Origin of the sequence: Curtobacterium sp. YC1, from assembly GCF_016267665.1 — a bacterium.
Taxonomy (GTDB): domain Bacteria; phylum Actinomycetota; class Actinomycetes; order Actinomycetales; family Microbacteriaceae; genus Curtobacterium.
Window position 1 is genome coordinate 2755732 of record NZ_CP066341.1, and the last position, 12354, is coordinate 2768085.

10 protein-coding genes are annotated in these 12354 nt (G+C 71.4%); 4 read left to right on the plus strand and 6 right to left on the minus strand.

Translation table 11 applies throughout. The annotated features are described in order from the left end of the window. Positions 1 to 88 precede the first annotated feature (88 nt). Positions 89 to 1582 (minus strand): CitMHS family transporter, encoded by a 1494-nt coding sequence (locus I8920_RS12960; protein WP_198656724.1) that lies wholly within the window; start codon positions 1580 to 1582, stop codon positions 89 to 91. Positions 1583 to 1735: 153 nt separating this feature from the next. Between I8920_RS12960 and I8920_RS12965 the strand changes: the two genes are divergently transcribed. Both I8920_RS12965 and I8920_RS12970 read left to right on the plus strand, forming a co-directional pair. Continuing rightward, complete coding sequence (locus tag I8920_RS12965; protein ID WP_198656725.1) at positions 1736 to 3445, plus strand: sensor histidine kinase; 1710 nt, start codon at positions 1736 to 1738, stop codon at positions 3443 to 3445. Next, a complete protein-coding gene (locus tag I8920_RS12970; RefSeq protein WP_198656726.1) occupies positions 3442 to 4098 on the plus strand; it encodes a response regulator in 657 nt (218 codons plus the stop codon). The genes I8920_RS12965 and I8920_RS12970 overlap by 4 nt, the downstream gene beginning before the upstream one ends. A gap of 77 nt (positions 4099 to 4175) precedes the next feature. On the opposite strand, the gene I8920_RS12975 is transcribed toward I8920_RS12970, so the two are convergent. Further along, positions 4176 to 5441 (minus strand): endo-1,4-beta-xylanase, encoded by a 1266-nt coding sequence (locus I8920_RS12975; protein WP_198656727.1) that lies wholly within the window; start codon positions 5439 to 5441, stop codon positions 4176 to 4178. A gap of 180 nt (positions 5442 to 5621) precedes the next feature. Between I8920_RS12975 and I8920_RS12980 the strand changes: the two genes are divergently transcribed. Next, entirely contained in the window at positions 5622 to 6242 is a 621-nt protein-coding gene (locus I8920_RS12980) for a hypothetical protein (RefSeq protein WP_198656728.1), read from the plus strand. 38 nt (positions 6243 to 6280) lie between these two features. Here I8920_RS12980 and I8920_RS12985 read toward each other — a convergent pair whose 3' ends face one another. Then, entirely contained in the window at positions 6281 to 6826 is a 546-nt protein-coding gene (locus tag I8920_RS12985; protein ID WP_198656729.1) for a GNAT family N-acetyltransferase, read from the minus strand. Positions 6827 to 6896: 70 nt separating this feature from the next. Next, positions 6897 to 8207: a fibronectin type III domain-containing protein gene (locus tag I8920_RS12990; protein WP_232832891.1), complete on the minus strand. Its 1311-nt coding sequence runs from the start codon at positions 8205 to 8207 to the stop codon at positions 6897 to 6899. Positions 8208 to 8359: 152 nt separating this feature from the next. Between I8920_RS12990 and I8920_RS12995 the strand changes: the two genes are divergently transcribed. After that, entirely contained in the window at positions 8360 to 8764 is a 405-nt protein-coding gene (locus I8920_RS12995; RefSeq protein WP_198656731.1) for a hypothetical protein, read from the plus strand. A gap of 39 nt (positions 8765 to 8803) precedes the next feature. Here the strand turns inward: I8920_RS12995 and I8920_RS13000 are convergent, their stop codons facing one another. Continuing rightward, positions 8804 to 9439, minus strand: coding sequence for a class F sortase (locus I8920_RS13000; protein ID WP_198656732.1), 636 nt, complete (start codon positions 9437 to 9439; stop codon positions 8804 to 8806). Further along, the gene (locus I8920_RS13005; RefSeq protein ID WP_198656733.1) at positions 9432 to 12194 is read right to left on the minus strand and encodes a DUF7927 domain-containing protein; all 2763 of its coding nucleotides are present in this window, start codon (positions 12192 to 12194) and stop codon (positions 9432 to 9434) included. The genes I8920_RS13000 and I8920_RS13005 overlap by 8 nt, the downstream gene beginning before the upstream one ends. Positions 12195 to 12354: the final 160 nt, after the last annotated feature.

Consider the following 12354-nt stretch of genomic DNA (forward strand, 5'->3'; position numbering starts at 1 on the left):
GGTACAGCGGTCGGGGCACACGCCGCGCGGCCCGGAAAACCCCCGATCGGACGGTGGTTCGTTCCCGGAACCAACCATTCCACGCGGTTCACCCGAACGGGATCACCCGCACCACGATCGCCACCACGAGCATCGCCATCGCGACCACGGCCGCCCGCCACAGCACCTTCCGGTGGTGATCCCCGAGGTTCACGTTCGCCAGCGACACCAGCAGCAGGATCGCGGGCACGAGGGGGCTCTGCATGTGCACGGGCTGCCCGACGACCGAGGCGCGCGCCATCTCCGCCGGCGTGATCCCGTACGCCGCGGCGCTCTCGGACAGCACCGGCAGGATGCCGAAGTAGAACGCGTCGTTGCTCATGAAGAAGGTCAGCGGCATGCTCAGCACCCCGGTGATCCCGGCCAGGTACGGCCCCATCGAGTCCGGGATCACCGCGACGAGCCAGTCGGCCATCGCCGCGACCATCCCGGTGCCGTCGAGCACCCCGATGAGCACCCCGGCGGCGAACACCATCGAGACGACTCCCACGATGCTCGGGGCGTGCGCGACGATCTGCGCGGTCTGCTGCCCGAGCTGCGGGAAGTTCACGAGCAGGGCGATCGCCGTGCCGATCATGAACACGAAGTGCAGCGGCAGGAGCCCCATCACGAGCGCCACCATCACGGCGACGGTCAGCGCCAGGTTGAACCAGATCCGCCCCGGCCGCAGCGTCGGGCGGTCCGGGTCGAGCATCGTCTCGGCCATGGTGCCGGTGCCGACCCCCTCGGCGTCCCCCACCGATCCGTCGACGCCCTCGCCGTCGGCACGTCGACCGTCGGCCTTCCCGCCGCGCAGGCCGAGCGCGACCGTGGGGCTGGTGAACATCCCGCCACCGGTCCCGCCCACCGCCGCGAGCACGCGGGACCCGGCCCGGGCGGTCGTCCGCTCCGGCACCCGCGCACCCCGCGACGCCTCGGTGAACTCGATCAGGCCGAGCCGCTTGCGCTCCCGCAGCCCCATCGTCCACGCGAACGTGAAGCAGAGCAGCAGCCCCACCACGAGCGACGGCACGAGCGGCACGAAGATGTCGGTCGGGTCGATCTTCAGTGCGGCCGCGGCACGGGCGGTGGGACCGCCCCAGGGCACGATGTTGAGCGTCCCGTTCGTCAGGCCGGCGACGCAGGTCATCACGACCGGGCTCATCCCGAGCTTCAGGTAGATCGGCAGCATCGCCGCCGTGACCACGATGAACGTCGTCGAGCCGTCCCCGTCGAGCGACACCGCCCCGGCCAGCAGCGCCGTGCCGAGCACGATCTTCGCCGGGTCGTTGCCGGTCACCCGCAGGATGAAGCGCACGAGCGGGTCGAACAGGCCGACGTCGATCATCAGCCCGAAGTACATGATCGCGAACATCAGCAACGCAGCAGTCGGCGCCAGCGTGCCGATCGCCTCGGTCACCATGTCGCCGAGCCCCAGGCCCGCCCCCGCGAAGAGCCCGAACACGGTCGGCACGATGATCAGCGCGAGCATGGGCGACATGCGCTTGGTCATGATCAGGACCATGAAGGTCAGGACCATCGCGTACCCGAGGATGACGAGCATCAGGACTCCTTCGTCCGTGTCTGGCAGTCCGGGCACGCTACGACCCGGCCGGGAGGCACGGCGCGCTTCTGCACATTGGCGCACCATCGCGCGTTGCCCGCATTCTGCGCATTGTGCGCAGGCACGTCGGCTCGCCCTCCGTACGCTGGGGTCGTGACCGACGACCGCTCACGGCGCCCCAGGCTCCGCTTCGCCACCGAGGTGCTGGTGCTGCAGCTCGCCGTCGTCGTCGCGGTCGTCGCCCTGACCAGCGCCGTGTTCGTCCGGATCGAGGTCACCCGGCTCGAGCGGGCCGCCGAGGGGACCGCGCTCGCGATCGCGCAGAGCGTCGCCGGACAGTCCGACGTCCGGGCCCGGGTCGCTCGCCTCAGCGTCGACGGCACCGACCTCGACCGAGCGACCCTCGCTCGCGGTCCCGTCCAGCGTGCTGCCGTGGCGGCGCAGCGACAGACGGGCGCGCTCTTCGTCGTGGTCACCGACGACCGGGGCATCCGTCTGGCGCATCCCGACGCCGACCGGATCGGCGAGATGGTGAGCACCTCGCCCGAGGCCGCGTTGCAGGGCCGTGAGACCGTGTCGTGGGCGCGCGGCACGCTCGGCGAGTCGGCGCGGGCGAAGGTGCCCGTCTTCGCACCCGCAGCCGGCGGGACGGACGCGAGCCGGGCCTCCCGGCAGTCCCGGGTCGTCGGCGAGGTGAGCGTCGGGTTCACCCGGGCACGCGTCTACGACACCCTGGTCGAGGACAGCCTGCCCGTGCTCGGTGCCGGGCTGGCGGCGGTCCTGCTCGCGCTCGTCGCGTCGGTGCTCATCCGGCGGCGGCTGGTGCGGCTGACGCTCGGCCTGCAGCCGGAGGAGCTCGTGACGCTCGTGCAGAACCAGCAGGCCGTGCTCGGCGGCGTCGGCGAGGGGGTGATCGCGATCGCGCCCTCGGGCGTCGTGACCGTGTGCAACCCCGAGGCCGTGCGGCTGCTCGGTCTGTCCGACCCGGTCGGGCACCCGGTGGCGTCGCTCGACCTGCCGTCGGCGCTGCGTTCGATGGTCGACCGGTCGTCACCCGCCCCGGCGAGCGCCACCGTCGTCGCGGGGCACCGGGTGCTGCTGGTCGACGTCCGCACCGTGACCCGCGACGGGCGTGACCTGGGCCGGGTCGCGGTGCTGCGCGACCGCACCGACGTCGAGGCCCTGACCCGGCGACTCGACGCGGTCGGCGCGATGAGCACGGCGCTCCGCGCGCAGCGCCACGAGTTCGCGAACCGGCTGCACGCGATCTCGGGGCTGCTCGACATCGGCGAGACCGCGCGGGCTCGGGCGTACCTGGCGGACGTGCAGGAGCGCGGACCGCTGCGCTACCCGGTGCAGCACGCCGACCGGCTGACCGAGCCGTACCTGCAGGCGTTCCTCGGGGCGAAGGGCGTCGAGGCGGCCGAGCGGGGCGTGCTGCTGCGGATCGGGGCGGAGACACTCGTGCAGGGGACGATCTCGGATCCCGGCGACGTCACGACCGTGCTCGGGAACCTGGTGGACAACGCGGTGGTGGCGGCGCTCGGCGGCGACGAGCGGTCGCGGGACGGCGGCTCCCCGTGGGTGGAGGTCGAGGTGCTCGACGACGGATCGACCCTGCACCTGTCGGTGATGGACTCGGGGCCGGGGGTGCCGGCCGACGCCGAGGACTCGCTGTTCGCCCGGGACACGGACACGCTCGCGTCGCCGCCCGACGTCGAACGGGTGCACGGGCTCGGGATCGGGCTGCCGCTGTCGCGCGAGATCGCGCGGCGGCACGGCGGGGACGTGTGGCTCGCCTCCCCCGGCGGCGACGACCACGGCGCGGTGTTCTGCGCCCGACTGGAAGGAGTGGTGTCGTGAGTGCCGTGTTCACCGTGCTGGTGGTCGACGACGACTTCCACGTCGCCGACCTGCACCGGCGGCAGGTCGACGAGGTCCCCGGGTTCCGGGCGCTCGAGCCCGTCGGCACGCTCGCTGCCGCCCGGTCCGCCCTGTCGAGCACGGTCGTCGACCTGGTGCTCGTTGACGTGTACCTGCCCGACGGCAGCGGCCTCGACCTGCTGCGCTCGATCGACACCGACGCCTTCGTGCTGAGCGCCGCCTCGGACTCGGGTACCGTGCGGCGGGCGATGCGGAGCGGGGCACTCGCCTACCTGATCAAGCCGTTCGGAGCGGGCGTGCTCGCGGAACGGCTGCAGGCGTACGCGCGGTCGCGGAACGTGCTCGACGAGCGGTCGACGCTCGACCAGGAGGCCGTCGAGCGGGCCTTCCGGATCCTGCACGCCGGCGACAGTGGTGGGGCCTCGCCGTCCCGCGCGGCCACGGCGGCGCTGGTGCTCGAGCAGCTCGTGCCGGGACAGGAACGGTCGGCCGCCGAGGTCGCCACGGCGATCGGGGTGTCCCGAGCGACCGCGCAGCGGTACCTGGCACAGCTCGCGGCGGACGGGACCGTCGCGATGCAGCTGCGGTACGGGGCCGCGGGGCGGCCGGAGCACCGGTACGTGCGGCGGTGAGCGGGTCGGTGTGACCGACCCGTGACGGCCCGGAGGCGCGGGGCGGGGCCGCACCGGGCCTCCCGTCCGTCAGGTGGTCACGTGGCGATCCGCACCTGCGTGGGCACGTCGGTGACGGCGAACGCCGTCGACGTGCCACGCACGTCGACGCGGTAGTCGCCGCGGAACCCGCGGACCGGCACCTGGCCGCGGTCGTCGGTGCGCAGCACCGTCGGGCCGAGCCACCACTCCTGCTTGACCAGGCGCCGGAGTGCGTCGTACGACGGCTTCGGCGTGCCGTCGGCGCGGACGAGTCCGATCGGGGCACCGAGCCACGCGCCGGCGTCGGTGATGCCCCAGTAGGTGATCGCCTCGACCGCGGGATGCCCCACCAGGCTCCGGTAGTGCCGCTCGAGGTCGTCGGCCTGACGCTGCTCCCCCTCGGGCGTCGACGGCCACGAGTCCACCTGGTGGTCGTTGAGGTCGACGATGTGCGCGGGCATGAGGTCTCCGGAGACGAGCGAGGTCTCGGTCAGGTGCAGCGGCAGGCCGTACCGGGCGAACCGGTCGACCATCGCGAGCATCGTGTCCTCGCCCCAGTAGCCCTGGTGCATGTGGGTCTGCAGTCCGATGGCGTCGATCTGCACGCCGGCCTCGAGCACCCCCTCGATCAGGCACTCGTAGGCGCTCGACAGGTCGAAGTCGTTGAGCAGCAGGGTGGCGTCCGGGTTCGCGGCGCGGGCCTCCTCGAAGGCCATCCGGATCATCGGGATGCGGCCCTTCGCCCGGGCGAGCGGCGTGATCGCGTTGTCGCCGTTGTCGAAGACCGGCATGATGACGACCTCGTTGATGGCGTCCCAGGTGTCGATGGCCCCCGCGAAGCCGGAGACCTCGCGGCGGATGCGCTCGCGCTGCAGCTGCTCGACCTCGTCGAGCGGGAGCCCGAGCAGCCAGTCGGGCTGGACCGTGTGCCAGACGAGGGGGTGCCCCTTGAGCGCGATGCCGCGGGCGCGGAACCACTCGGCGGTCTTGCGGAGTCTCGCGGTGTCGGGGGCGCCGCGCTCGGGTTCGAAGCGACCCCAGTAGAACGGGAGCGTCGCGGTGTTGAAGACGTCGGTGTACAGGGCGGCGAGGTGTTCGGTGCCCGGGTCGGCCGGAGTGCCGTCGGCGTCGGCGCCGTGCGCTTCGTCGGCGCCGTGCGCTTCGCCGTTGGCGAGGCCGATGAAGTCGAAGCCGATGTTGCCGAAGGCGAAGGCGTGCCGGGTCTGCTCGACCGTCACGTCGGTGTCCGGCATCGGGTGACCGTCGGCGTCGACGATCGTCAGGGTCGTCTCGCCGTGGCGGTGCTCTGGTGCGTGCGTCATCGCGTGTCCTCCGACGTCGTCGTCCGGGGTTTGTTGTGCGCGCAAACATAGCACCGAGGGGCGGCGGCGGCACCGGTAGGTTGTCGCTGTGCAGGGATCAGGATCGGCGGGGCCGTCGTCCCCGGTGCTCGCCGCGATGCCGGCCGTCATCGCGGCGACGAGTCGATCGGTCGAAGGACCGTGATCGATCCGGACCTGCCGGGCGCACCGGTCTTCCGCGCGCCGGACGGCCGGCTGTACGTCGACCGCCAAGCGCCCGCCGTCGACACCCTGACCCGGTGGCGTCGGCTGTACGACCCCATCGCCGTGCGACGACGTGCTCGGATCGTGGGCACCCTCCCCCTGCTCGCGATGGTCGTCGGGTACGTGGTGGGCGGAGCACTCGGCGTCGTGGTCGCCCCGCTGCTGATGCCCGGGGACGACCGAGCGGTGGCCCAGCTCACGGGCGTGGTCGTGGGTGGAGGCGTCCTCGCCGTCCCAGCGTTGTTCGTCGTCGCCGGCCGTGACCTGCGTCCGGACCGCCGGGTGGTCGTGGTGCCCGACGAGGTGGTGGAGCGCGCACCACAGGGAGCGTCCGCCGCGGCGATCTGGCGCTGGTCCACCGCGATCGCCGACGAGGCGGCCGAGCGTCCGACCATCGGCTACGAGACGTACGTCGAGCGTCCGCCCGACCTGGCCCGCGCAGCCCGCGCGACCGAGCGGTACAGCCGGGTCTACCGCGACTACCGCGCGGCCGCTGCCGAGCTCGGGTTGCCGGCTCGGGAACCGGCGATCGAGCTCCCCGCGGAGGAGGCCCAGTAGGGCCGTCCCACGCCGATGCAGCGGACGCGCGAGCACGGTCAGCGTGGGTCGGCGTCCCCCACCGGCCGCTCGAGCTCGACCAGCCGGAGGGTCGGGCTCCCCGGCCCCTCGCCGAGCACCCGGAAGTCGCGGGTCCGACCGCTCGCACGGAACCCTCGGCGGGCGTAGAAGCGACGGGCCGGCACGGCCCGGACGTACACCTCGAGGCGCAGGCGATCGCCGTGTCCGGCCGCCCAACCGATGACGTGGTCGAGCAACGCGTCCGCCACTCCGTGCGCACGACCGCGGAACGCCGGCGTGACGTAGACGCCGGTGAGCACGGGCTCCGCGCCGTGGTCGTCGCCGACCTGACCGCTCATCATCCCGATCCACCGGCCGTCGGCGTCGATCGCAGCGACGCTCGTCGCGTCGGAGGCCTCGCCGCGTCGCGCGCGGAGTCGCCAGTCGTCTTCGGTCATCAGCAGCGTGTGCCCGAGGGTCGCGCCGTACGAGACCGGGTTGTCGGTCGCGTTCTCGACGCGCAGTTCGCGAACCCGTTCCCAGTCGCGCTCGGTCGTGGTGCGGATCGAGAAGCTGCCCGGCATGGCGGCAGCGTACCGGGGCGCAGACGGCGCCGCCCCGCAACGTCGAGGACGCTGCGGGGCGGCGGTCGTGTCAGTTCACGGAAAGGCGGGAGTACGGAGCGGTCGCGAGCTGCTGCGCCTGGCCGCCGCCCGCGGGGATCCGCCACAGACCCGGCGTCGGCCCGTCCGGGATGCTCGCGAACACCGCACCGGCGTCGTCGGTGACGCCAGCGTTGAGGCCGCGGTCCGTGGCCGTGATGCCCGACACCGCGTACGTCGTCGTCGTGGTGCCGGAACGGACGATCTCGTCGGAGAACGAGCGGTCGATGGCGCAGGGCTTCGGGACGTCAGCCGGGTACGCGCACCACTGCTTCGACTCGAGGAGTACGAAGCCGTCGTCGGTCGTCGCCCCGATCTCGAACGCGAGCCGGTCGGCGATCCGTGTCGCGTCGTCGGAGCCGTTCGGCACGACGTACCAGGCCGAGTAGCCCGCAGCGCCGACGGTCCACGCATGCACGTAGACGTTGCCGAGCGCGTCCGACCGGAACGAGTCGATCCTGCCGGACGGGAACGGACCCGAGGCGGTGAGGTTGCGGATCGACACCGCTCCCGAGACGGTCCGCTGGAAGAGCGTCGTGACGGTCGCCGCCGGCCGGAGGGTCGAGACCGTGCCGTTCGGCGCCACCGACCACATGAGTCCGGGGACGCCGACGTCCGGCACGACGGTCGCGGTGCGCGCCCCCACGGGCAGTCGGGTCACCGCACGGCTCACCGAGTCGGTCCAGTACAGGGTGCCGGCGTCGTCGATCCGCAGGTCGGGGGTCACGTGCAGGCCGGAGGCGACGGTCCGGACAGTCCCCTTCGGCGAGCGCTCGGTGATCCGGGTCCCGTCTGCGGACGGGATGAACACGTTGCCGCGGCGGTCGACGACGTAGCCGGTGCCGTTCGGCGCGACGACCTCGGCCGTGCCCGCTCCCTGTGCCGGGAACCGGACGACGTTGTTCGCGGCGTCGAGGGCGTAGAGCGCCTGCGCGACCGGCTGCGGTGCCGGTGGTGTGTAGGTGACGGTCGTCGAATGACCGGTGCCGCGAGCGTTCTTCGCGCGGACGCCGAACGTGTACGTCGTCCCCGGGTGCAGGTCGCGGAACGTCGCCGATCGTGCGGTGGCCCGGAGCTTCGTGATGCCGCGGTCGGGCTGGTGCTCGCGCGGCTTCACCCAGACGAGCCAGCCCGTGATCGTGCCGCTGTGGCGGGGCGGACGCCACGACAGTGTGGCGGAGTCGTCCGTGCCGGCGACGGTCACGTGGGTCGGTGTTCCCGGGACGGGCACCCTGGGTGCGGCGTCTGCGGGAGCGACGCCCCCGAAGACGATCGCCGTCACGGAGACGGCGACGAGGAGCATGTTCTTCACGATGGTTCCCCTCTGCCCGGGGCCGGTCGGCGGCAGGCAGCTCATCGAAGCACCGGCCACCACCGGGCGGGAAGGGACTGCGGTGGACCATGCGGCAAGCCGCAGCGGGCCGGGCGGGGAACGGCCTCCACTACGGTGGCCGGATGGAGAGCAAGCGTCATGCCGAGCTGATCGCGGAGCTCGAGGCCGCCGCGTCCGAGGAGTGGGGTCCACGCGCCCTGCTCGCATGCCTGCAGAAGCTCCGCGACGGTGGTCCGACCGAGGCCGCGATCGTGGTCGTCCACGACGCCTGGGTGACCCCGGACGGCTTCCGTGTCGTCTACGGCTCCCCCTGGGGTCCCCGCGTCGGCATCATCCGCGAACGACACACCACCATCGACTGGGTCGACGCTTACACCACCGGGGACGAGCCGACGCCGGAGGAGTTCGGCCACGAGGTGGCTGACTTCAACATCGGGGAGCCGCTCGGCAGCTACCTGGAGATCCTCGACCACGACGCGGACGGTCTGGGCTGGTGGGGACACATCCCGTTGCGGAGGCGGGGCTGACCATCTCGGCCGGATCCGGTCCACGGGTCCGGAGCGCGCTCAGGACCGGACGGCCTCGATGACGACGTTCTGCTGCGAGCGCCCGCCGTCGGGTCGTTGCAGACAGGTGATGACGACCAGTCGTCCTGGCTCGTCCTCCCAGATCGCGGATGCGTGGGCGATGTCGGGCTTGTCGATCTCCTGGGTGCCGGTGACCGTGTAGGTCGTGTCGTCGACCTGGATCTCCGCGCCGATGCCGACCTTCGATGTCCGACGGTCCACGTCGATGAGGTAGTTCCCCGGACCGGTGGCGCCGTTCCGCAGCGAGTGCATGACGACGAAGACGGTGCCCTTCCGGGCCTGCTCCGGCGGAACGCCCTCGTTGCGGACCCAGTAGGCAGAGGTGAAGCCCGGGGGTTCGATCACACCGTCCACCGCGTTCAACGCTCCCAGGGGCACGTCGAGGCCGACGGACTCCACCACGAACCGGTCGTCGCCGATGGCCGGCACGGCGGACGACTCCGAGGTCGGGGGTACGGCGTCCTCGGCCTGCACGCGGTTGCCCTGCATGTCGACGGGCCCGTTGAAGGAGCGGACGATCTCGGTCCCGGTGAGGGCGAGGGTGACGACCGCGGCGGCGCCGACGGCGAGCAGAACCCACCGTCGACGCCGCCCCGTGCTGTCGGAACTAGACACTGTCACCGTTCCGTCGGCGGACGAGCGCCGTGCCGAGCAGTGCCATCAGCACGGCCAGCGCGGTGCCGGCGCCCGCGAACATCGGCCACAGCGGCGCGGCCGTGGTCCCACCGGTCGAGACGACCGGCCCGGACGGGGACGGGGTCACGGTCTGCGCGGTCACGGTCGAGTTCGTGACGCACGAGTCGTCCGTGGCGCAGACTCCGGTGCCGGGACCGGGGTCCACGACGTTGCGGAGCTGCTCGTCGCCCGGGTTCGGGTCCTTCACCGTGAACGAGTAGGTCACCGTCGTGGTGTCGCCCACCGCGAGCGGGCCGGCCCAGGTCAGGGTGTTCCCGTCGACCTTCGCACCGTTGGTGGCGTCACCGTTGTAGGTGGCGTCGTCGGTGACCTGGGTCAGGTCGTCGGTGAACTTCGCCGGCTTCTCGGCCGTGTAGTCGACCTTGCCGGTGTTCGTGACCGTGATGGTCCACGTGACGGTCTCGCCGGGGACGACGCTGGTCTTGTCGACCGCCTTCGACACCGTGTACCCGGGGACGAGGGTCGTGGTCTGGCAGGCGCCCACGCACTCCCCGGAGTCACCGGGGACAACCGCGTTGCCGAGCACGTGGTCACCGGTGTCCGGCGTGTTCACCGTGAACGAGTACGTCACCTTGATCGTCTCGCCGACCGCGAGCGGCCCGGCCCAGGACAGCTCGTTGCCGTCGACCTTCGCGCCGTTCGAGGCGTCCTTGTTGTACGTCGCGTCGTCGGTGACCTTCGACAGGTCGTCCGTGAACGACGCAGGCACATCGGCCGTGTACGCATCCTTGCCGGTGTTCTTCACCGTCACCGTGTAGGTCACCTTCTGGCCGGGCACCGCCGTGTCCGCGTCGACGGACTTCGTCACGGTGAACGAGCGCACCAGCGTCTCGGTCTCGCAAGCGTTCGGTGCGCAGACGCCCGGGGTGGTCACCACGTTGCCCAGGTTCTGGTCGCCGGTGAGCGGGTCGTTGACGATGAACGAGTACGTCACCGTCGTCGACTCACCGACCGCGAGCGGGCCGGACCAGGACAGCGTGGTGCCGTCCACCGTCGCACCGTTGCTGGCGTCATCGTTGTAGGTCGCGTCGTCTGCGACACCGGAGAAGTCGTCGGCGAAGGTCGCCGGGTTCTCGGCGGTGTAGTCAGCCTCGCCGGTGTTCTTCACCGTCACCGTGTAGGTGACCTTCTCACCGGGAGCGGCGCTGGTCTTGTCGACGGACTTGGCGACGGTGAAGTCCCGAACGCGGACCGGGGGCGGCTCGCAACCCTCCGGGTCCGGCTCACAGACGCTCCCCGGCGGCGGGGTGACCACGTTGCGCAGCAGGTGGTCACCGGTGTCCGGTGTGTTGACGGTGAAGGAGTACGTCACCGTGGCAGTCGCGCCGACCGCGAGCGGACCCGCCCAGGACAACGTGTTCCCGTTGATCGTGGAGCCGGTGCTCGCGTCGTTGTTGTACGTGGCGTCGTCGGTGACCCCGGAGAAGCTGTCCGTGAAGGTGGCCGGCTTGTCAGCGGTGTAGGCGACGTTGCCGGTGTTGCGCACGGTGACCGTGTACGTCACCGTGTCCCCCGGGTTCGCGGTCTCCTTGTCGACCGTCTTCGACACTGCGAGCGAGGGGTCGGCCGCGGTGTTCGTCACGTCGCACAGGTACGGGTTGGCGCCCGGCACCCGGAACGTCCACGTGCCGGCTTCACCACCGACGGTCTGCTCGGCGCCGGTGACGGTGTCCGTGCAGACGATCGTCGGCGTGTACGCAGCGATCGTGTTCGTGGAACCAGCCGCCATCACGTCGGTGACCGTGTACGTACGGCCCTCGCTGACCGGCCACTCCTCCTCCGACTTCGCGGTGGTGGCGGTCCCGGTCGTCGTCGCAGAGGTCAGCGTCGACGAGTCCGTGTCCCGCAGCGCGACCGTGAACTGGTCGGCCGTCGCGGCACGACCATCGACGGTCTTCTGCACGCTGATCGTCGGGATGCCCGCCGCCGAGCACCGAGCGCCGTCGTTGCCACCCGAGATCGGCCCGGTCGACAGGTCGATGGTGCTGCCGTCCTCGGGGTTGATGCGGTAGATCTCGCCCGTGGTGTTGTTCGAGAAGTACAGGAACCCTCGGGCATCCGCGTACCCTGCGCCGTAGGCGTTGTTGGCGAGATCGGGCAGGTTCGCAACCCGCGTCACCCGGTTCGCGGCGGGGTCGAACTCCACGAGCGACGGGCCCGTGCCCACCCCGTACAGAGAACCGTCGACGTAGACCCAGTCGCGCACCGAGCCGAAGCCCGCTGCTGCAGCCCCGGCAGCAGTGCCGCTGTCGACGACCTGACCGTAGGTGGGAGACCCGGCGGCGTAGTCGATCTCGTACCACTGACCGCTCGAGAGGGTGAGCCAGTAGTGCCCGTTCGGGTCGACGTCACCGACCACGAAGTTGGTGTCTGCGGGCAGACCTGCCGGCCTGTCGAGCTGCGTGAGCGTGCCGTCGGACGCGACGATGACGGGCTGACCGGTGGTGGTGTCCCATCCGTACATGTAGTTGTCGGTCTGGTTGTAGCCGGTCGCGTTGACGCCGTTCACCATCGACGCGATCTCCGTCGACTCACCGCTGACGAGGTCGACCTGGTAGATCGTGTTCGTGCCGTCACCGGGCGACTGGAACAGGTACCCGTTCGCGCTGCACGTCCATGCGGGACCATCCGCCGCAGATGCCGGCGCTGCCGGCAGCACCGTGGTGCTGAACACGGCAGCCAGTCCAGACGTCAGCAGGGCGCCTGTGGTCAGCGCTGCGGTCGCTCGGAAGCGTCGAGATCGCGGGTGCGTTGGTGCCCCCTTCCGCGTTCCGGTGTTCTCGGCGCGGTGACGCACCCCTGGCAAGCGAAGCTTCAAGACGATCCCCAACTTT

What these genes read in the sequence shown, in the direction of transcription:
- I8920_RS12985 (WP_198656729.1), bottom strand. Translation starts at nt 6,826, where the DNA reads ATGCCGGGCAGCTTCTCGATCCGCACCACGACCGAGCGCGACTGGGAA.
- I8920_RS12990 (WP_232832891.1), bottom strand. Translation starts at nt 8,207, where the DNA reads ATGCTCCTCGTCGCCGTCTCCGTGACGGCGATCGTCTTCGGGGGCGTC.
- I8920_RS12995 (WP_198656731.1), top strand. Translation starts at nt 8,360, where the DNA reads ATGGAGAGCAAGCGTCATGCCGAGCTGATCGCGGAGCTCGAGGCCGCC.
- I8920_RS12960 (WP_198656724.1), bottom strand. Translation starts at nt 1,582, where the DNA reads ATGCTCGTCATCCTCGGGTACGCGATGGTCCTGACCTTCATGGTCCTG.
- I8920_RS12975 (WP_198656727.1), bottom strand. Translation starts at nt 5,441, where the DNA reads ATGACGCACGCACCAGAGCACCGCCACGGCGAGACGACCCTGACGATC.